Consider the following 21,430-nt stretch of genomic DNA (forward strand, 5'->3'; position numbering starts at 1 on the left):
CACAGCGGATACAATCGCCAGACATCGTCAAGCGGAAATGGCCATGAGTGTGAGCGGATTTGCCCGCAATCACCGGCACGTCAAGCCTGCTAGATCAATGCCATGAGCACGATCGAAAACGCCCTCGCCCTGCCTTTGCAGCGCAACGTCAACCTGGTGCAGCTGGCCGCCGGCAGCACCGTCGCCGCCACCGGCGCCCTGCTGGCGCTGGGACAGCTATTCGCCCATTTCTGAGCCGCCGCGCACGCGCCGGAACTGCATTTCCCCTTCGGCGCGATGCAAGGTGAGCACGTCGCCCGCTACTTCGGCATAGCTGCCGGTCATGTCAACGACGCCGAAATCGTTTGGTATCAGCAGGAAGATCGCCACCGTCCCGTCCTTGGGATCGAGCGGAAGCGGCGGCGACTGCAGACGGACGGGCGCCATGCTGAAAGTCACGGAACGGGCGATGTGCGCTTCATCGCCCGGCACGACCCAGGGCCCGCCCGCCATGTAGGAAACCAGCGGATCGCCCTTGTCATAGTCAATCCGCAGATCGACCCCCGGCATGTCGTGGCCGTCAGGCGTCAGCAGGCGCAGGGAAAACGGCTCTCCCGGCGCGCTTTCCACTTTTCCTGCGGTGATCGTGGGCGCCACCGGACGCGGGTCGCTTTCGAATTCGATCCGGTTGCCGACCCATCGCCAGCGCCCCTGCGCCGTCTCGTCCAGCGCGCCGACGGTGAGGCCGTAGAGAAACCTGCCGTCCGCCTGCAGGCGGATCCCGGCAACAAGCTCCATCTCCGAATGGGAATAGTCGCCCGCGACAGAGGGCTGGTCCTGGTCCTGGTCCTGGTCCTGGTCCTGCGTCTGGGCCAGCACCGGCGTGCACGCCGTCCACAGCCCCACTGCGCAAGCAAGCACGCGCCCCCTGTGCAACCATGCCATTGGCGCCGTCTCCCATGTCCCAAACCCCGGCACTCTAGGCGGCGTGGACAAAGGGCACAATCCGACGCCGCGAAATCCCGTTTCGGTCGTCCGCGCGCGGTACCCTGACGCCCCGGGCTCAAGGCACATTCAGCACCGATCAGACCCGCTTCCGCGCCTTTTCCGTACCTGACAGCGCCGATGCATTCCGAGTGCGCTTTGCCCAAACGATTGAAACGCCACTGCTACTTGACATTCATATATCCGTAATATGGTATACGATTTACCGTAGACTCGGACGTCGGCGGTCAAACAGGGAGCAGATTGTTATGAAGTCCAGGGGAACGTCCCGGGCAGTGTTTCGCAGCGCCTTGCTGCTGAGCTGCCTCAGCCTGTCTACCACCGCGCTTGCGCAGGACCTGCCCGATGACGCCTCTGCGAGCGGCGACGGCACCGCGCAGGCGAACGACATCGTCATCACCGGTTCGCGCATCCGCCGCGCCGCCGCCGACAGTCCCTCGCCGATCGCCGTCGTCGATGCCGACCAGATCAAGGCCGCCGGCACCCAGAACATCGTCGATGTCGTCAACCAGTTGCCCGCGCTGGCGGTCACCCAGACCAACCAGACCAGCAACCTGGCCGGCAACGCCGGCATCAACGCCCTGGACCTTCGCGGCATGGGCACGCAGCGCACGCTCGTGCTGGTAGACGGCCGCCGTCAGGTCGCGGCGATCCCCGGCACGTCCGCGGTCGACCTCAGCAACATTCCCTCCAGCCTTGTCCAGCGCGTGGAAGTGATCACCGGCGGTGCCTCGGCGCTCTACGGCGCCGACGCCGTCGCGGGCGTCGCCAACTTCATCCTCAAGAAGGACTTCTCGGGGATCGAGGCCAATACCCGCTACAGCGCCTCGACCCGCGGCGACATGGACACTTACGGGTTCGACATGCTGGCCGGCGCCAACTTCGCCGACCATCGCGGCAACGTCACGCTCTACGGTTTCTACGAAAACACCCCCGGCACCGTCAGCGGTTCCGACCGCCCGTGGACGGCGGATGGCTATCCGATCTACTCGCGCTCCAGCCGCGACAATCCCTATGTCGTGCAGGACCACGTCCGCAACATCAACACCTCGGATTCGGCCCAGGTCGTGCTGGGCGGCAAGCTCTATGCGATCGACCGCACGACCGGCGCGCTGCGCGATCCGATCCTCGGCCCCGGCGGCTTCGTCAATGCCGTCCCGGTCAACCTCGACACCGCCACCGATCCGCTCGGCACCCTGCTGACCGACGGCGGCGAGTACAACGGGCGCTACGACGGCTGGTATCTCTCGGTCCCCTCGCAGCGCATCAACACCCGCGCCTCGGTCAGCTTCGAGGCCAGCGACGCGCTCAAGCTCTTTGCCAACGCCACCTTCGCGCACAACAAGTCCGAGGCCGGCTACCTGCAGATGACGGCGTTCGGCACCGATGTGGTCCCCGCCGACAGCCCCTACATCACCGATGCGATCAAGGCGGCCAGCGGCGGCACCGTACCCGCCGGCGGCGTCCAGTTCGCGCGGCGCTTCATGGAACTGCCCGCCCCCACCACCGAATACGACCGCACCCTGTTCCAGGCCGTGGCCGGCGCCGAGGGTGACTTCACCCTGTTCTCGAAGCCCTGGACCTATTCGACCTACTACTCCTACGGCAAGACCACCCAGAAGGTCCGCGACGTCAACTCCACCGCCTACGACCGCTGGTACAACGGCCTCGACAGCACCACCGACGCCAACGGCAACGCCATCTGCCGCAGCACCCTCACCGATCCCGGCAACGGCTGCGTGCCGATCAACCCGCTGGTCACCCTGACCCCGGAGATGATCGACTACATCACCTACACCTCGCACTGGTCGAAATCGACGCTGACCCAGCAGGTGCTTTCGGGTTATGTCACCGGCGGCCTGTTCGACCTGCCGGGCGGCGCGGTGCAGGTCGTGCTCGGCGGCGAATACCGCAAGGAACGCAACGACATCGGCGCGATACCCGAGTACAACCCGGACAGCCCGCTCTACGATCCCACGATCGGCACCACCGCCAGCACGCTGGTCGGCAAGTATTCGGTCAAGGAAGTCTACGGCGAACTCCACGTGCCGATCCTGAAGGCGGTGCCGTTCTTCGAGACGCTGTCCCTCGACGGCGCACTGCGCCTCTCGGACTACAGCACCGCGGGTTCCACCACGACCTGGAAGGTCGGCGGCGAATGGGCACCGATCCGCGACATCCGCTTCCGCGCGACCTACGGCCAGGCGGTACGCGCCCCCAACATCGGCGAACTCTACACCGCCAACAGCGTCTCGGGGCTGTGGATCACCGACCCGTGCAACACCTACAATCTGGCGAACCGCTCCACCCGGACCCAGTACACCGCGGCCAACTGCGCGGCGATCAACCCGGCCGACACCGCCAGCTACTGGCTCTACCGCGACATCATCGCCAGCGGCAATCTCGACCTCAAGCCCGAGACCGCCAAGACGCTGACGATCGGCGCCGTGCTGCAGCCGCGCTTCGTGCCCGGCCTGTCGTTCACGGTCGACTACTACAACATCGACCTGCGCAACGCGATCGACGCCTTCGGCGCGCAGACCCTGATCGAGAAGTGCGTGGACCAGCCCACGCTCGACAACATCTTCTGCCCGCTGATCCAGCGCGATGCCAACGGCAACCTGGAATCGGTCAAGACCCAGAAGCTCAACCTCGCGCAGTACCTGACGCGCGGCATCGACTTCGGCCTGGCCTATTCGCTGCCGCTGGAGCGGATCGGGCTCGGCGCCAATGCCGGCACGCTGTCGCTGGACGCCAACTACACGCGCCTGCTCAACCGCCGCTACACGCTCGACCCCGCCGATCCCAACTCGATCACCGAATATGCCGGGATCTTCGGTTCGCCCAAGTGGAAGGGCGTGGTGCGTACCAGCTACAACCGTGAAGGCTTCAACTTCACCTGGACGCTACGCCACTTCTCGCCGATGAAGAGCAGCACTTCGATCACCTCTGCACAGTACAACAAGGTCTGGACGCCGGACGTCTTCTACAACGACTTCTCGGCATCGGTTCCGCTGACGGACTTCATCGAACTCTCGGGCGGCCTCAACAATGCCTTCGACCGCAAGCCGCCGCGGATCCCCGGCGCCGAAGCGGGCGGCGCCAACTTCGAACTGAGCTACCAGTCGGGCGTCTACGACGTCATCGGCCGGACGTTCTTCCTCTCGCTGCGGTTCCACCGCTAAGAGAGGCCGGTTCCGCTCCGGGAGCACACACGCTCCCGGAGCGCCCCCTTTTTCCTTCCTTCCAGACAAGAGCTATGCCCCACCCATTCCCGCGCGGCCTGCTGGCCCTTTCGCTTTGGTCGGCGCTGGCCGCCGCCTCGCCGGGCACCACCGGGGCGGGCGCCGCAGTCGCCCCGCCGCCGGCCTCGCTCGGCCTCGATCCCTTCTACGCCAAGTATCTCGATGCCGCCGGGATCCCGGTCGTCTCGTCCGCGAAGGTTCCCGACGAGGCCCTGAGGGTAGCGCGGGACATCGTGCTGGCCGAAACCGCCAGGCGCCCCGACATCCGGGCGGAACTGGTACGCAGCGGCGCGCGCGTCGGCGTCATGGCGATCGACGAGGGCACCATGGACCTGCCCGAACAGCGCGACTGGAAAAAACCCGCCGCCGACGATCCGCGCCTGACACCGTGCGAACGGGCCAACTACGCCACCGGGATCGCGGCGATGACCGATGCCCAGTACTGGAACGCCCGCGCGCGCGGCATGGGCGGCCTCTACACCACCGGCGCCGCCGAGAACCTGCTCGCGGTGCCGGGCACGCGCTATTACGGCGAGAACATCCTCGTCCACGAATTCTCGCACAACATCCTCTCGGCGGTGGAGCGCATCGACCCGGCGCTCTACGGCCGCGTCGAGCAGGCCTACCGCCACGCCCTCGACCAGGGCCTGTGGAAAGGGGACTATGCCTCGGTGACGATCCAGGAATACTGGGCGGAAGGTACCCAGTTCTGGTTCAATTCCAACATGGCCTTCCGTCATGACGGTACAGTGCTGCTGTCCGACCGCGACCTGCGCGCCTACGACCCGATGCTCCATGCGGTTCTCGCCGAAGTCTACGCGCCCGGCCACCACATCGCCGCGGACGCGTTCTACAACCACCCTGCCCGCCTGACGCCGCCCAGACCGCGCAAGGCAAGCGCCTGCTGACGCCGGTTCGTCCGCCCGGCAACGCTCCTCGCGGTCCATCGTCTGGCGGCAGGCACGGGGCGGCATGGAGCCGTCCGGTGCCTGCCGGGAAAACGCTCTAGCGTTTACGAAGCGTCACGGAATCCAGATCCTCACCTGTCGCGGTATAGGCATGGTAGGTCAGCGCGTCCGGGCTGACGTCGATTACCTGAAACGCCTGGGTGCGCGAGGCCGACTTGCGCGCCCAGGGCAGCGCGCCGACATCGTACATCTTGGGCCCCGCCACCGAGACGGCGTAAGTCGCCCCTTGCCCATCGGCCACGGGACCGTCGATGCCGATCGCTCCGCGGGCATATCCATGGTCATGCCCCTGCAGGACAAGGTCGACATGGTACTTGTCGATCAGCGGTTTCAGCGCCGCCCGCACCTTGGGATTGTCCCGGTCGGGATCGCTGGAAAACAGCGGGAAGTGCAGGAACATGACCGTCCAGCGGTTCGGATTGTCGGCCAGCAGGCCCTCGAGCCAGGTCACGATCGCCTTGCGGGCGCTCTCGTCGCGGTCCACCTGCATGGAATCGATCGAGATCAGGCGCAGCCCCTGGTAATCGGTGTACCAGTTGGTTTCCCGCCCGGCCGGCACGTCCGCCGGGCCATCGTCCGGCAGCGTGAACTGGCGGCGCCACTGCCCGGTGATCGAGGAGCCGGCCCGCGCGGTTTCATCCTTCACATATTCATGGTTTCCCGGCGTCGGCATCTGCGGCGTCTGGGCATAGAGGAACCCGCCCGACGCGAACCATTCGCCCCATTCGGCATCGCTGTCGTGCCGGTTGACCAGATCGCCGGCGTGGATCACGAAAGCCGCATCGCCCGCCTGCCGGAACGCCATGCGCAAGGTGCGCGAGGCTTCGGACAGAATGTTGTTCTGCATGTCCCCCATGTAGATGAAGCGGAACGGCGCCGCCTCTTTCTTCGCGGTGCGGAACTGGAACCACTCGGACCAGTGTGCGCCGTCTCCCACGCGGTAGGCATAGACGGTGTCGGGATCGAGCCCCTTCAGGACCGCCGAATGATAGGCGGCGCGAAAGGCAGGATCCTCGCGCACGGGCAGGGTGGCGTCATCGGTCGTTGCCGCCTGTGTTTTCGGCGTCTTCACATAGTCGGGGCCGCTGGTCGCCCGGGCATATTGCACCAGTCCGGCCGATCCCGGAGCGGAACGCCAGGTCACCGCCATCTCGGTGGCCGACCGGGCGGTGAGATTGAGCACGATACGCTCGGGCGCGATGGTTGCCGCGGCGAGCGGAACCGGCGTCTCCTGTGCGTGCAGGGCGGCGGGAACAGCGGCGCCCAGAAGCAGGGCACCGGCAAGGATGCGAACGGTCATTGTCGATACCTTCAGAAGATCAGATTGAAGCCGAGCGAGATCGTGCGCCCGTTCTTGATGTAGGCGCGGCTCGCCCCGGTTCCGGACGATACGGTTTCCCAATAGGTATGCGCATCGAAGAGGTTCTGGACCTGAAGCTGCACCGAGGACTTCTTCAGGAAGGTCTTGCGCAAGGTCAGGTCCACGAAGCTATAGGCCTGTTCATAAGGGTTGTTGCCGAAGTCCTGGATGCCGCCCATGAACTTCGACTGGTAGTTCCATGCGCCGTAGACTTCCCAACCCTTGCGTTCCCAGAACAGCTGGAGGTTGGCGATGGTATCGGGTGTCTCCATCAGCGGCAGCGTATAGCCTTCCGGGTGCCACGACAGGCCGGTCACCGCCTTCGAGCGTTGCAGGGTCAGGTTGCCGCCGACGCCCAGCGAACTCAGCACGCCCGGCAGCCAGTGCAGCAATTGCTGGGCACTGAATTCAACGCCGTAGACTTCGGCCCACTTGCCATTGTTCGGCATGGAGATCGCCACGCCTTCAGGATTGACGTTCTCGCCCAGGGTTCCGTTGCGGATGTTGCTGGACGAGGAACGGAACAGGAAATTGGTGATGTGCTTGTAGTAGAGCGCCACCGAATAGGCTCCGGTCCGGCCCGCATAGTGCTCCAGCGACATGTCGAGGTTCAGCGAGCGCATCGGCTTCAGGTTCGGGTTGCCCTGCGAAATCGACGTCAGGATCCATTGCGAGATCGGGTTCTGTTCGCCGTCGCCATCGGGATCGGTGTCATAGCCATATTCACGCGCCGAGCTCATGCGGGCGATGTCCGGGCGCGCGAAGCTGGTCCAGACCGCGCCGCGCAGCTTGGTCTTGCCGTCCAGATCGTAGTTGACGTGGACCGAAGGCAGCAGGTTGGAGAAGCTGGAACTGTCGGTGGTGTAGCGCCGGCCCTGCACCTGGTCGAGGTTGTAGGCCTCGATCCGGTTGCGGGTGGCTTCGAGGCGCAGGCCGGCGATCACTTGCGCCTTGCCGAAGCGTGCAGTGGCCATGGCATAACCGGCGATCACGCGCTCGTTGAAGCGGAAGCTGTCCTCGTCGGAAATCTCGGCATTGGCGGGATCAACGGCGAAACCTTCGAAGATAGAGCTTTCACCCTTTTCCGCGCGCTGGAGTTCGGCCAGCATGCTGGAATTGTCGATCGTCGTACCCAGCCGATAGAGGCCGCTATAGGCGCCGCCGAACAGGCTGGTGACTTCCTTGCCGTAGAAATCGGAAAAGTCCGCCATGGTGCCGTCGGCTTCCAGTTCGAGGAACGATCCGGAAAACGTGTGACGGCGGGAATCGTAGAACTTGCCGCCCGCCTTGATCGATTCCAGCCAGGAAATGTCGGGCTTCCATTCGAGGTTGAGCTGGGCCTGCCAAAGCTTCTCGCGGCTGCCCCCCACTTCGCCTTCAAGACTGCTGAAAGCATATTGCGATGGATCCTGCACCGCCTCCATGCCGGCGGCATTCAGCAGCCACTTGGGGAAACGGGCATCGTCGGAACTGCTGAACAGCACCCCGGTGTTGCTCAGCCAGCCGTATTTGTCGCTGCGGAATTCGAGCGTATAGCCGTCGTCCAGATTGTCCTGCGACTGCGAATAGGACACATCGTAGTCGAGCGTCACCGTGCCGAACCGGGAAACGCCGCCAACGTTTGCGGTTGCAAGGTTGCCGCTCTCGTTGGTGGCTTCCCAGAACCGGCGCAGACGGAAACCTTGCGGGTCCCAGGTGCCCGATCCCCCGTAGAGACTGTAGAACGACTTGCTCTTGCGGTCGGCATCGGTGATCAGGCCGTCTCCATCCTGATCGACGATCTGCGCGGTGGTATAACCGTAGATGCGGCCCAGCTTGTCGTCATAGCCGACGACGGTGTCGTCCGGCTGGGCAAGCCCGGCATTGGCGGAATCGACCTGCACCAGCCGGGTCGAATTCTTGCCGGTATCGTTGCGAAAGTTCAGCCGGTTGAGGAATTCCTTCTTCTGGTACTTGTTGTACTGGCCGCGAACGTGGAAATCGTGGTGATCCGAGCGATAGTCGATGCTGGTGTTGAAGCCCCAGCGCCGCACGTCGGTTTCCCCGAAGCCCAGGTCCATGCCGCGCATCACGAAGCGGTTGGGATCCCAGCCCAGCGTCTCGCTGTCCGAATACCAGGTGTCCGGCTGGTTGTCGCCGTCGACCCCGTTCTGCTCGAACTGCGACTTGCGGTGGCTCCAGTTGCCCGAAACATAGACGCCGAAATTGTCGCTGAACTGGCGGGCGACGGCGCCCGAAACCTGCCCGTACTTGCGGTGATCGTACTTGTCGAGCATGCCTCCTTCGGCGGAAAGACGCACATACCGGGGATCCTGATCGAAGGCGGTGGGGGTGGAGATGTCCACCGATCCGCCCAGCGCATCGCCGTCGCGGTCCGGCGTCAGCGTCTTGTAGACGGTGATCTGCTTGATCCCGTCCGGCGGCAGCACCGAGAGGCGCACGCCGCGGTAGAAGTTGTTGTCCCGCGAACCGGCGCCGCCAAGGCGCACGCCGTTGATGGAGTAGTTGTTCAGTTCGGTCGACAGCCCGCGTACGGTGATGCGGTCGCCCTCACCGGTAGTGGCATCGCGCACGGCATTGACCCCGGGCATGCGCGCCAGCGCTTCGGAGACGTTGTTGGCGGGCAGCTTGCCCATGTCGTCCGCGGTGATCGTGTCGGACACCGTATCGTTGTTCCGTTTGGTCTCCAGCGACCGCTCGACGGCCTCGATATAGCCGGTCACCACGATGTCCTCGCTGGCCGGTTCCACCGGTGCAAGCTGGGCCCCGGCAGGCCCGAACGTCGCCGCACGACGGGCCGGCGATGCCACCGCCGCAGGGGTGACGGCAACCGGCAGCGGCTTGACGATGATCGTGCCGCCGCGGCGCTGGGCGGCGACATGGGCGCCATCGATCAGGCGCGCCAGTGCCGCTTGCGCCGACATGGTGCCCGCAATCGCCTGGCTGCGACGCCCCCGCAGCGCATCGGGCGAGGCGGCCACCGGCGTTCCGGTCACCCGCGAAAATTCCTGCAGGGCCCGCGCCAGGTCCTGCGAGGGAATCGCGAAAGCATACAGATGGGCATCCGCGGCCTGCACTTGCGGTGCAACGGCCAAACTGGCCGCCAGACCACCCATGGTCAAGGCAAGCGAAGACACCCCGGCAAAGCGCCCAGTGAAACGAAACATCGAAGAAAACCCCCTGTCAGTACAAACTGTTCAACCGGCAGACGGACCAGCACGAACAAACCCGACAAAATAATTTTCTTACATTTTCATGGCTTTACTATGAAAAAACGATGACACGGCAGTATCTCACCGGCGCACCACATAGCGATCCGCCATGCGCTGCCAGTGAAGATCGTGCAGCGCGCCGATCGCTTCCAGCACTTCTTCCGGCCGCTCGGTGCGGAAGCGGCCGGTCACCTGCAATTCGCCAAGTCCAGCATCGGCCAGCACGATCGGATGCGAGGCATTGCGGTTCACGTGCTGGATCAGTTGCCAGATCGGCGTGTCGTTGGCTTCGTACCAGCCATCGGTCCAGGCCGGGCGCACGCCGGTGACGTCACGCAGGCTGCGCACGCGGTGCCCGATCAGCTCCAGTCCGGTGCCCGCCGGCAACCGCCATTCCCGTCCGGCGCCGGCTTCGACACTGACCAGGCCGCGATAGACCTGGATCACGTGCGTCGCCGCATCGACCCGGTCCACGTCGAAGGCGGTGCCCAGCACGGAAATCCGCGCCGTGCCCATGTCCACCGTGAAGCTGCGCCAGCCTTCATGCGCCACGTCGAAAAAGGCCTCTCCCCGCGCAAGCGCGACCTGCCGGGACCATGGCGTGATGCGGACATGGATCCGGGTATCGCCATCGAGGCGAACGCGCGATCCATCGGCCAGCGCCACGTCCCGGGTCACCCCGCGCGGCGTGGAGAAGCTGGTCTCGCGCACCAGCATCGCCGGCATGAGCATCGCCGCCAGGGCCGCGCAGCCCGCCATCGCCAGAAACGCGGCGATCCTCGTGGTGCCGGGCGTAATCCAGTGCGCCGATGGCGCTTCGTCTTCTTCGACAGCCATTTCGGCCTCGCCTGCCGCGCATGTCATGCCCTGAGCCAGCCCCTCGGAGTGCCACAAGGCGCTCAGCCGGGCATAGCTGTCGCAATGGCGCGGATCGGCCAGGATCCACCGATCGAACGCGGCGGCATCGGCAGCGTCGAGCACCGGACTGTTCATGCGGTCGACCCACCGTGCGGCCTGAAGTTCGATCACGTTGCCCTCGCCCGCCATCACGCCTCTCCCCCCAGGTCGATCCCGGCTTTTTCCAGAGCCTTGCGCAGATCGACCATCCCGCGGGTAATATGCTTTTCAACGGCCTTGGCGCTCATCGACAAGTCATCGCCGATGGCCCTGCAACTTTCCTGATTGACCCGGCGGCGCACCAGCACTTCTCGCCGCAAGGCGGGCATCCGCCGCAGGCAGCGATGGAACACCTCGATGGCACGGCGGGAATCGAGCACACGTTCGAGCGAGGGCTCCTCGCTCCGCCAATCATCGTCCACTTCTTCCGATAGCCGGCTGTCGCGGCGATAGACATCGACCAGAAGATTGTCCGCGATCCGGAAGGCCAGCGCAAAAATGCTGCCGACCTGCTCCGCCCGCAGGATGTCGATGAGCCGCGTCACGGTCTCCTGCGCGATGTCCTCGGCAACGTCGGGCCGCGCGCCCCGGCCGCGCACGAACCGCAGCACCGCGGCGCGAATGGCATCCCAGTCGCGCCCTTCGGCGTCCCCATCACGCCTGTCGGCGGCGGGCTCGTGCTCGCCTGACACCTCCTTGATCGAAACCAGCACCGGCAGCCCCCCGTTCGCAAAGCGATGCCGTTAGCCAAAGAGCATGACAGTTTGAGTATGCACCGCGCGACGCGGCGGGTCTTACGCGGCGCTGGCCGTCGGGACTGCCCCCGCATGGACCGCCGCGCCGCCCTCTCCCGGCAGCGCCCGGTCGACGGTAACCGGATCGTCCCCCTGCACGAGGGCCACGGCTTCCGCCTTGGTTTCCACGGCCGGCGGCGATCCGCGCAGCGGCATCCCGGCGGTCTCTTTCACCGTCAGCATGGTGACAAGACCGATCGCCGCGGCGCCCATCAGGTAATAGGCCGGCATCAGCGGATCGCCGGTCCGCTCGACCAGCCAGGCGGTGATCAGCGGCGTCGTACCGCCGAACAGCGAGACCGAGACATTGAACGCGATCGACAGCGCGCTGTAGCGCACGGGCGTATAGAACAGCGCCGGCAGCGTCGCCGGCATGGAACTGGTGAAGCAGACCAGCGCCAGGCCCAGCAGCATCAGGCCCAGGAAGATCAGCCCGTCGTTGCCCGTGCCGATCAGCAGCATGCAGGGGATCGACAGGACGATCAGCGCGGCGCAGGCGCCGATGATCATCGGACGGCGCCCGAGCCGGTCGCTGAAGAGGCCGCCCACCACGTTGAGCGGCATCATCACCGCCATCACCAGGATGATCAGCAGCAAGCCCTTGCTCTGCGCATAGCCCATGGTGACGCTGAGATAGTTGGGCATGTAGGTCAGCAGCATGTAGTCGGTGACGTTGAAGACGAGAACCAGCCCCATGCACTTGAGCAGCTGCGTCCGGTGTACGCGGAACAGGTCGCCCAGCTTCGGACGCCCTGCCTCGCGCTTGTCCACTTCGTCGGCATAGGCCTGGAACGCCGGCGTTTCCTCCAGCTTGAGCCGCATGTAGAGGCCCAGCAGGCCAAGCGGCCCCGCGATCAGGAACGGAATGCGCCAGCCCCACGCCAGCATATCCGCGGGCGTGAGCGTCATCTGGAGAGCGGTGACCGTACCGGCGCCGGCGATGTATCCGCCAAGCGTGCCGAATTCCAGCCAGCTGCCCATCTGCCCCCGGCGGCGGTCCGTCGAATATTCGGCGATGAACGTCGCCGCGCCGCCGTATTCGCCCCCGGTCGAGAAGCCTTGCAGCAAGCGTGCGGCCAGCAGCAGGAGGGGCGCCGCCATGCCGATCTGCGCGTAGGGCGGAATAAGGCCGATGGCAAACGTGCCCGCCGCCATCAGGATCATCGTCAGCGCCAGGATCTTGTGGCGACCGTAACGGTCCCCCAGCGGTCCGAACACCAGCCCCCCCAATGGGCGGACAAGGAAGGCGGCCGTGAACGTCGCCAGAGTGGCGATCAACTGTGCAGTCGGGCTGCCGGAAGGGAAAAACACCTGCCCCAGCGTGATCGCAATGTAGCCGTAAACGCCGAAATCGAACCACTCCATCGCATTGCCAAGCGCAGCGGCGCCGACGGCACGGTTGAGAGTGGATCGGTCGACGACGGTGATGTCGGCGATGTGCAATTCGCTGCTACGTTTGAACCAGCCGAATTTGGCGCTGTGCGCCGGTCTGTCGGACATGTTTTTCTCCGTTCCCGCCGAAAGCGGGCGCGAAAGGACGCACCCGGCACATGGCGGATGAGGCCGATGTTCGACCATGGATCTGAAGCGACGCCGGGAAGCGGCATCTAGCGGGTCCGGGCGCCTCTAGACGGGTAATCGCATGCATGGGGACGTTGATGGACGAGCCGTGCGGCAGCCGGGGCAGGACGATCCCGCCCTTCATCGCGAAGCGGCGGGCGCTCCGGCATGCCACTTCGTCCCACTGCCCTGCACGGCATGTTCGAGGCGGCGAAAGTGGCATGCCGGGTTCGGGGCTTTCAGCTCGGCCTTAGAGCCCGTTTGGAAATTCGCGAAACGCGAATTTTGCGGCACCGGCCCGCTCCCCCACCCTACCACCCATTGGTAGTATCCTGCGGGTGGTAGGGTGGGGGAGCGGGCCGGTGCCGCCTAAAAAATGCCCTTAAAGGCATTTTTCAAACGGGCTCTTACCGGCCCCGATAGCCGATCTCTATCCTGTCCGCCTTCACGCGAGACACCCGCACGGGCAGAAATTGCGCGATCGTGCGGGCAAACCGCATGGGATCGTCGAGCCGGAACTGGCCGGTGATGCGCAAGGCCCCCGCGCGCGGATCGACGATCACCAGTTGGACGACATTGAGCGCATTGAACCGCTTGACCGCTTCCGACAGCGCCACATCCTCGAACTCGGCCAGCCCGCCGTGCGCGGCGGGAGCACCGACGGTGCCGATATCCGAGACGGTGTCCGGCATTCCGGTCCGGGCGACGAGCTGTTTGCCGGGAACCAGCATCGTCGGCGGATTGCCATTGCCCGCGACCTGCACGGAACCTTCGAACAGTGCCACGCGCAGTTCGTCACCGGCAATTCCGATCTCGAACCGGGTGCCGAAATCGACAACCGACCAGCGCCCGGCCATGACCTTGAAACGGTGCCGCGCATCGTGCGTCACCGAAAAGCGCGCCTGCCCCCGATCGAGAAACACCCGCCGTTCGCCCCCGGCAAAGGCCACGCGCGCCGCGCTGCCCCTGGCTAGCGTCATCTGCGTACCGTCCGCCAGGGCGAACGTCCTGCTCGCTTCGGGCGCGGTGTAGCGCTGGCCGCTTTCTTCCCCGGCCAGCATGTCCGGTCCGGCCGGCGCCCAGTCGCTCCGCCCGAAGAACAGGACCGCGCCCGCGACCAGCCCCAGCACCAGACAGGCGGCAAGTGCATGTTTCCATAGCCCGCCCGCGTTCCGCACACCGTCCTGCGGGCCTGCGGCCAATGCCTCGCGCCGGAGTTCGGCGAACAGCGGATCGTCGGCGTCCTCGAACAGCGACCAGGCCGAACCGAGCCGCTCCCATGCCGCCGCATTGGCCGCATCGGCAGCCAGCCATTCATCGAACAGGCCCGCCTCGACCGGACTCCCGGTGTCGCGCTGCACCTGCCACAGCGCGGCCGCCTCACCGGGCGAAAGCCGCGCCAGTTCGGCCCTGGTGATCCTGACCGTCATGGCCGCTCTCCAAACCCGGCAAGCCGCTCGGCCGCCCGCACCATGTGCTTTTCGACGGCGCTGACCGAAAGGTCGAGCTGCCTGGCGATCTCCTTGTAGGACATGTGCTCCAGCCTGCGCAGCACGAAGACCGTGCGCGTTCGTTCCGGCATCTGCGCGACCAGCGCCATCAATGCCCGCAGTTCCTCGCGCCCGGCAACAATCCGTTCGGGGCCGATCTCGGTCGGGGCGGACCGGGTCGGATCGAACTCGACATGGGCGTCATGATGGCGAACGGCGCACCGCCGGTTACGGTCGACCAGGACACTGGCCGCCACCTGGAACGCATAGCTGCGCAGGTTTTCGATATCCCCCGGCTGCACTCGCCCAAGGACCCGCACGAAGACATCCTGCACGAGGTCGGGAATGTCCTCCGTCTCCTTCACCCGCCACCGAAAGAAGCGCTGGAGACCGGTCCGCAGTTCCTGAACCTGGGCCGGGGTCAGACCTTCCTTTCCGGACGGGATGTCAGACGGAATCTCATCATCGGCCATGACGCGCGTTTGCGCCATCTCAAGCTCGAAATCCAGCCCTGCCCGGCACATGCGCGATTACGTCCATCCATAGAATTTCAGGGGCTTGCGGAACAAGGGACGCACCCGGACCGGCGATCCACATCGCCAGGCGCAATTATTTTCGTCCTGCCGTGCGGATTTGCGTTTTGTCTGCGTCCCTTCTTGTCGATGTCGAGATTTCATCCCTGGAGAGCAGAACGTGCCTGAACCGGCTGGACCTACTGGCGAGACGCACGGGCAAGCCTGCGTTCTCGACCCGCCCCTGCCATGCGAGGACACGGCGGACCTGATAACCCGCCTGCGCGGGCCGGTGACGAGCCTCTTGTTCATCGCCGGCGCGTGCAAGCGCTGGGTCGATCGCCAGGAACCGGACATCGAAGAGGTGCGCAGCCTGCTCAGGCTGCTGGATAGCTGCGGCAGCAGTATTGCGCAGATCATCCGCTCGGCAGAACAGGAAAGCCGGGAGACCGCTTGAAAATGCGCGAATGGCGAATTTCCAAACGCTCTCTCGGACCTCGACGCAGGCATCCATGTGCCGACGCACTATATCCCCATGGCGACGGTCAGTTCGAACCGGCGGCGCAGCGGATTGGCGTAATAGCTGTAACTTCCCTCGGCGGTGACGACGGTGGCAGGCTTGTGGTCGAAAAGGTCGAGCACGCCGAGGCGCACATCCATGAAACGCGGCCGCGAAGCATGGCCCTGCAGTTCCACCCGGTACGCCAGCGCAAGGTCGAAAATCGCTTGCGCGGCGATCCATTCCCGCCCCTGGGCAGCCAGGACTGAGGCTTTCAGGGAAGGCGCCGCGTCCGAGGGAATGGGGCGATAGCGGCCATAGAACTGTCCGTTGAAGGACAAGCTCATCGGCCCGTCCGTCCAGTCGATACCCCCATTGCCGCGCCACTCCAGCGCGCCATCGGCATAGTCCACATAGTTTACGGTTGGACTTCCCGCCGTGAGCAACCGGGTAAATCGCGGCTGCCAGGTCACGTTGGCGCGCAAGGTGAAGGCACCCAGCGCCGCCGTGCGGACAGGATAGCGCGCGCGCGCATCGACGGCATCGATGATCGTCCAGCCGAGATCGAGAAACGACGTGTCGATGCGGGTGATGACGCCGCCCGTATAGCCGCGCGCCGCATCTTCGGCCGTCAGCGGCAGACGCGTCACCCGGCCGGGGTAGTCATCCTCGTGGTACAGGAAATAGCCGGCATTGCCGATGAAGCGCCCGTCCACTTCACGGCTGCGGCGCAAGTGCGTGTAGTCGATGCTGAAGGAGGGGCCGTCCTGGCGGAACGGCGTGAACACCACGCCCGCGGACAGGGCCCGTGCCCTTTCCGGCGTGATCTTGCCGCCTGAGAACATCACCAGATCGTAAGGTGCCTGGATGACCGTGTTGCCCCGCCTGGGATCCGGACCGTTCTCGCCGATGACATAAGCACCGGTCAGTTCATGGATCGGCGGGGTCTGTTCGCCGGTGGCGATGCTGGCGCGCAGGAGGACGCCGGGAACCACGATGCCCCTGGCACCGAAAGTATAGGTCATCGCGGCCCGGCCGGCCTTGTCGAAAGCATCGGCCGCGCCGGTCCGGTCCTGGAGATAACCCGGTTGCAGCCTGACCTGCGTGGCATCCCGCCGTACCGCCAGTTGCAGTTCCAGCCCCCGGCCTTGCCCTGCGCGGCTCATGTTGCCCAGGATCGGCGCGCGCAGTTCGAGATAGGCCGAGCGGATGCGTTCGGAATAGCCCGGAACCGTGTCGCCGTTCGGGATGCCGTAGGGCGAAATCAGTTCGTCATAGCGGCTCTGCGCGACCTTTTCCTTGCGCTGTTCCAGCAGGATCGTCGCAGTGACCGGCCCCGCCCCGAAGTCGGCCAGCGGTCCGGCGAACCGCGCGGCGCCATCGGTCATCCGGTTGACCTGCCTGAAATCATAGCCTGCGGGGACCGCGTAAGCGCCCATGGCGGCCCCGAAATCCGCGGCATCCGCAAAGGGATCTATCGCGGGATAACCGGCCAGCGGAATGCCGTACAAGGCATAAAGCGCGTTCAATCCGTATGTCGTGCCGCTGAAGGCCGTCCGCTGGCGGACCGAACCCACGCTATAATCGATGTTGGATCGCCAGCCTTCGGGAAGTTCGACGATCGCGCCCGCACTCAGGCGGGTGGTCAATGTCCGCGTACCGCCGCTGGTGCCGATACCGGGCACTGCGCGAACGACCTCTATGTCCTGATCGAAAGGATTGCGGGGATCGCCCGCACTCAACTGCTGGTAGATCCCGCCTTGTGCGTACGCGATCCGCCCGCGATTGCCGAGCCGGACAAGATCGACGTAAGCCTCAAGCCCGGGAGCGAATGTGTGCCGCACGTTGAACAGCACCATGCTGGAGCGCTGCCCGGCGACCAGACTGCTCTCCCGGCCGCTCCTGCCATCCGGCAGGGACAGGTCGAGACGGCCGGCATGGGCGTTCAAGGCGGCGCCGACGCCGCCGGCCGAACGGGCATCCTGCGGCGACAGGTAGGTGATGTTGCTGCCGAGGGACTGGCCGCCGTAAGCCTCTTTCAGGATCAGCGCGCGCCCATCGAGACTGGCGACATTGGCCGAGTTCGACAACGGCAACTCGCTCCAGGAATAGGGCACGCCGCTCGCGTGGCGCAGCTTGCGCTCGTTCTCGGCGAAGCCGCGATCCCCGTTCGTCAGTCCATCGCCCCGCGCGCCGCTGTAGGTTATCTGGACATCGGTGGCGCCATCGTCGGGCGTGAAGCCCAGCCGCGCATCGACGCGCCGGTACAGGCCATCCCCGCGCGACGTCAGCCCGCTGGTCGCGGCAACCTCCGCCCCGCGATAGTCGCGGCGCAGGACCAGATTGACCACGCCGCCGATGGCGCCGGGACCATAGATGCCGCCCGCCGTGGACGTCAGGACTTCGGCGCGCTCGATCGCCTCGGGCGACAGCGCGTTCACGTCCGGCTGGCCGAGAACAAAACCCTGCCCCGGCACGCGCGGCATCGGCCGTCCGTCGACCAGAACCAGCGTGTCCTCGCCTCCGAGCCCGCGCAGGTTGAAATTGGAACGCGGCGCCCCGGCCGACGATAGGGGCTGCTGCGCCAACGTAAGCCCCAGGGCGTCCTGCGAGGAATACTTGCCCAGCAGTTCTTCCAGCGTTCGGGTGTGACTGGAGCGCACCAGTTCCCGCGTCAGCACCTGATAGGGCTGCACATCGTTCGAACGGCGCTGGATGTCGGTATTCTGCGTCCGCTTGCCGACGACCAGAATGTCCGGGACGGGAGGCGGTGCCGGAGGCCCGGCGATCTCGGCCGGCGCGATGACAAAACCCGCCTCGACCGATCCCTTCAGTTCCAGCCCCGATCCGGCCAGCAGCGCCTGCAGGGCCTGCTCGGCGGTGAAGTCCCCCGAGATTGCCGGGGCATCGCGCCCTGCCACGACATCGTTCGAAAACAGCAGTTCGATCCCGTAGCGCCGCGCCACGTCCTGGAGCGCCGCCTTGAGCGGCTGCGCGCGCACGCTGACGCGCTGCGTCGTCGCCGTCCGGGCAAGCGAGGGAGAAGACACAAGGGGCGCCAGCACGAACGAAGCGGTGAGGACGGTAGCGAGATGGCGCATCACCGCGCCTATCCCACATTTCGCACGTGCAACAAAGTGGCTACGGCCCTGCGAAAACCCCGCAATACCCGGATTTCGCAGGGCTCATGCGACGCTGGATTTGTCGGGCATTTCCGCCACGATCGCACGCAGCGCCCGTTCAAAAGCCTCCGGAGGCTGGCCGCCGCTGATCAGGTACTTGTCATTGACGATGACCGCGGGAACACTGCTGATACCCCGCGAGCGCCAAAGCTCTTGCGCGCTGCGCACCTCCTCGGCGAATTCGGTGCCGTCAAGGATGTGCGCCGCGCGTTCGGAGTCCAGACCGGCATCCTTGACGGCGGCCAGCAGGACATCGCGATCCGAAACGTTCGATCCATGCGTGAAGTAGGCCTCGAACAGCGCCAGCTTGAGCGCCAGTTCAAGCGGCTCGCGGCCGCCTTCCAGCCCCGCCCAATACAACAGCCGGTGCGCATCGAAGGTATTGTAGATCCGGCTGTCCGCCGACATGGCAATGGTAAAGCCCACGTCATCGGCGCGTTCCCGGATCATCGCCCGGGTCGCGGCCGACTGCTCCGGGGTCGAGCCGTATTTTCGGGCGATATGCTCCCCGATATTCTCGCCTTCGGGCACCATCTGCGGGTTCAGTTCAAAGGGCTGGAAATGGATCTGCGCCGCGACTTCGCCCTCGAGCCGCGTCAGGGCCGCCTGCAATCCCTTGAGGCCGATCACGCACCACGGGCACACCACGTCCGAGACAAAATCGATTTTCAGGTCTTGTGCCACGCCGTCATTCCTTCAACTTGAATGTCCGCCACCTCGGGCAGATGCCCCGCTCACATAGGAACACGGCAAGCCTTCGAGGAGGGGCTGCGTGAAATTCCGCTGGATAGCGCCAGCCTGCTGGAAGCCTGGATCGTCGAGACCGAACGCCGTTCCGGGTTCCTCTAGCAAGCAGCCGCCCGGCCACGCGGCGGGCTTCCCCCAACCAGCGTATAGTTACGGCGGGTTCTCCGCTCTGGCATAGGGTTGCACCATGACGTTATGAGAGCCTGTTCGGAATGTGCCCGCCCGCGCATTTCAAGGGCGGCACCCGCCCTGCGGCCTTGCCGGACGTAGCGATGGATCGAACGGGAGGGTATTGTGCCGGGATCACAACGAAATTGAAGGGCAAACCACTCTTTCGATCGGACCGATCGATCGGCCTGACCGCACTGGTCTCCGCACTGGTCGTGCTGTCGCTCGACATCGCCAGCCCCCTTCAGGGCGCGGTGGCCGTGCTCTACACCTCGACGGTGCTCATTGCCTCATGGTCGAACCGTCCGGCGGCGACACTTCTGGCGGGCGCTTCGTGCAGCCTGCTGGCGATGCTCGGCTTCTGGTACAGCCATTGGGACGAGCCCTTCGGCTCGCCCGCCATGCGGCTCGGCGTCGCTCTCTTTGCGATCGGCATGATCACGATGCTTTCGATCCGGCATCGCTCCGCGCGCGATACGCTGTCCGAACAGGCCAGGATGCTGGAACTGACCCACGATACCGTCGTGGTGCGCGGGATGGACGACACCATCCGCTACTGGAACGAAGGCGCCGAACGGCTCTACGGCTGGACCCGCGCGGAAGCCGTCGCCCGCCGCCGTTCCGAAGAACGCTACCACACCATATTCCATGCCGCCGGCCTTCCGATGATGGAAATCGACCTGTCCGCCGCCAAGACGACGATGGAGCAGGCCGAAACCCTCGACCTCGACGGGATCAACCGTGTCGCGGCCCGTTCCCTCGTCAGGGATGCCAACGCAGCGGCAATCCAGCTTTTCGGCGTTTCCGCGCCGGACAAGCTGATCGGTCATTCCCTCCTGCGATTTCATACCCCGGCCGCGGAGCGATCGCTCGGCCGCCTGCTCGGCGCGCTGGCAGCCGGTCAGCGCGACATCGAGGAAGAGGCGCAATTCCTTACCGAAACCGGCGCCATCGTCGATGTCGTCCTGCGCCTCACGGTGCTGGAGGATGACAACAACTGGAGCCGCCTGCTGATACTGGCGATCGACGTGACCGAGCGCTACCGCATGCAGCGGCGCCTCGCGCAGGCACAAAGCGAACTGACCGAAGTCAACCGCGCCACGACGCTGGGGCAGGTCGCGGCATTCATCGCGCACGAGATCAACCAGCCGCTGACCGCGATCTCGGCCTTTGCCAGTTCCGGCAAGCGCTGGCTGGCCCGCGAAGCGCCGGACGCGGCCGAGGTGGCCGACTGCCTCGAGAAGATCGCGCTCAGCGGCGCCCGCGCGGCCGACGTGGTCGCCCGCGTCCGCCGCCTCTTCCGCAAGGGCGAGGCCGAGCAGAGCGAACTCGATCTGGCCTCGCTCATCCGCGAAACCGCATCCCTGCTCGACCGCGAACTGCGCGAGAGTGCGGTTACCCTGCATCTAGACCTGCCGCCCGACCTGCCCCCGGTGACGGGCGACCGGATCCTGTTGCAGCAAGTGCTGGTGAACCTCATCCTCAACGCCGGCAAGGCCATGACCATGGTCCCGGACGGCCCTCGCGACCTGCGGATCGACGCCTTCCGGACCGCGGACAGCATCGCCGTAGACGTCGCCGACAGCGGCACCGGCATTCTCAGCGACCCGCAGACCATCTTCGAACCCTTCTTCAGCAGCCGCGAGGACGGCATGGGCATCGGCCTGTCCATCAGCCGGTCCATCGTCGAGCAGCACGGCGGTGCCATCTCGGCCGCCAACCGGGAGGAAGGAGGCGCGCGTTTCCGCTTTTCCATACCGATCACACCAGCCCATGAACCTGCCTGAGCCCCATGAAGATGCCCTCCCCCCC

General features: G+C 65.4%; 15 protein-coding genes. 5 read left to right on the forward strand and 10 right to left on the reverse strand.

Annotated features, from left to right (window positions below; genetic code table 11):
• The first annotated feature begins 102 nt into the window (after positions 1-102).
• The gene (locus DM450_RS26360; protein WP_260610462.1) at positions 103-234 is read left to right on the forward strand and encodes a hypothetical protein; all 132 of its coding nucleotides are present in this window, start codon (positions 103-105) and stop codon (positions 232-234) included.
• Here the strand turns inward: DM450_RS26360 and DM450_RS20995 are convergent.
• The gene (locus DM450_RS20995; RefSeq protein WP_221889491.1) at positions 217-924 is read right to left on the reverse strand and encodes a hypothetical protein; all 708 of its coding nucleotides are present in this window, start codon (positions 922-924) and stop codon (positions 217-219) included. The two genes, DM450_RS26360 and DM450_RS20995, sit on opposite strands and share 18 nt — an antisense overlap.
• Positions 925-1,232: 308 nt before the next feature.
• Between DM450_RS20995 and DM450_RS21000 the strand changes: the two genes are divergently transcribed.
• Together DM450_RS21000 and DM450_RS21005 are read left to right on the forward strand one after the other, a co-directional pair.
• Positions 1,233-4,169 carry a TonB-dependent receptor domain-containing protein gene (locus tag DM450_RS21000; RefSeq protein ID WP_142638821.1) on the forward strand — a complete coding sequence of 979 codons (2,937 nt, stop codon included), beginning with the start codon at positions 1,233-1,235 and terminating at the stop codon, positions 4,167-4,169.
• Between the two features lie 74 nt (positions 4,170-4,243).
• Positions 4,244-5,137 carry a glycoside hydrolase gene (locus tag DM450_RS21005; protein WP_260610463.1) on the forward strand — a complete coding sequence of 298 codons (894 nt, stop codon included), beginning with the start codon at positions 4,244-4,246 and terminating at the stop codon, positions 5,135-5,137.
• Positions 5,138-5,234: 97 nt separating this feature from the next.
• Here the strand turns inward: DM450_RS21005 and DM450_RS21010 are convergent, their stop codons facing one another.
• The 7 genes from DM450_RS21010 to DM450_RS21040 all read right to left on the reverse strand — a co-directional run bounded on the left by DM450_RS21010 (position 5,235) and on the right by DM450_RS21040 (position 15,001).
• On the reverse strand, positions 5,235-6,497 hold the full coding sequence (locus DM450_RS21010) for a purple acid phosphatase family protein (protein WP_142638823.1): 1,263 nt from the start codon (positions 6,495-6,497) through the stop codon (positions 5,235-5,237).
• A gap of 11 nt (positions 6,498-6,508) precedes the next feature.
• Positions 6,509-9,724 carry a TonB-dependent receptor gene (locus DM450_RS21015; protein WP_142638825.1) on the reverse strand — a complete coding sequence of 1,072 codons (3,216 nt, stop codon included), beginning with the start codon at positions 9,722-9,724 and terminating at the stop codon, positions 6,509-6,511.
• 126 nt (positions 9,725-9,850) lie between these two features.
• Positions 9,851-10,816, reverse strand: a complete 966-nt coding sequence (locus DM450_RS21020; protein ID WP_142638827.1) for a FecR domain-containing protein — start codon at positions 10,814-10,816, stop codon at positions 9,851-9,853.
• The gene (locus DM450_RS21025; RefSeq protein ID WP_185928803.1) at positions 10,816-11,379 is read right to left on the reverse strand and encodes an RNA polymerase sigma factor; all 564 of its coding nucleotides are present in this window, start codon (positions 11,377-11,379) and stop codon (positions 10,816-10,818) included. Before DM450_RS21025 ends, DM450_RS21020 begins: the two co-directional genes overlap by 1 nt.
• A gap of 81 nt (positions 11,380-11,460) precedes the next feature.
• Complete coding sequence (gene proP / locus DM450_RS21030) at positions 11,461-12,960, reverse strand: glycine betaine/L-proline transporter ProP (protein ID WP_142638831.1); 1,500 nt, start codon at positions 12,958-12,960, stop codon at positions 11,461-11,463.
• A gap of 467 nt (positions 12,961-13,427) precedes the next feature.
• Positions 13,428-14,450: a FecR family protein gene (locus tag DM450_RS21035; RefSeq protein WP_142638833.1), complete on the reverse strand. Its 1,023-nt coding sequence runs from the start codon at positions 14,448-14,450 to the stop codon at positions 13,428-13,430.
• Positions 14,447-15,001 carry an RNA polymerase sigma factor gene (locus DM450_RS21040; RefSeq protein WP_185928804.1) on the reverse strand — a complete coding sequence of 185 codons (555 nt, stop codon included), beginning with the start codon at positions 14,999-15,001 and terminating at the stop codon, positions 14,447-14,449. Before DM450_RS21040 ends, DM450_RS21035 begins: the two co-directional genes overlap by 4 nt.
• A 202-nt stretch (positions 15,002-15,203) precedes the next feature.
• On the opposite strand from DM450_RS21040, the gene DM450_RS21045 reads away from it, so the two are divergent.
• A complete protein-coding gene (locus DM450_RS21045; RefSeq protein ID WP_142638836.1) occupies positions 15,204-15,479 on the forward strand; it encodes a hypothetical protein in 276 nt (91 codons plus the stop codon).
• Positions 15,480-15,547: 68 nt separating this feature from the next.
• On the opposite strand, the gene DM450_RS21050 is transcribed toward DM450_RS21045, so the two are convergent.
• Positions 15,548-18,622 (reverse strand): TonB-dependent receptor, encoded by a 3,075-nt coding sequence (locus tag DM450_RS21050; protein WP_142638838.1) that lies wholly within the window; start codon positions 18,620-18,622, stop codon positions 15,548-15,550.
• 84 nt (positions 18,623-18,706) lie between these two features.
• A complete protein-coding gene (locus DM450_RS21055) occupies positions 18,707-19,387 on the reverse strand; it encodes a DsbA family oxidoreductase (protein ID WP_185928805.1) in 681 nt (226 codons plus the stop codon).
• 377 nt (positions 19,388-19,764) lie between these two features.
• On the opposite strand from DM450_RS21055, the gene DM450_RS21060 reads away from it, so the two are divergent.
• Entirely contained in the window at positions 19,765-21,405 is a 1,641-nt protein-coding gene (locus tag DM450_RS21060) for an ATP-binding protein (protein WP_185928806.1), read from the forward strand.
• Positions 21,406-21,430 lie beyond the last annotated feature (25 nt).

The sequence above is a fragment of the Sphingomonas sp. IC081 genome (genome assembly GCF_006874585.1).
In the GTDB taxonomy this organism is placed as follows: Bacteria; Pseudomonadota; Alphaproteobacteria; order Sphingomonadales; family Sphingomonadaceae; genus Novosphingobium.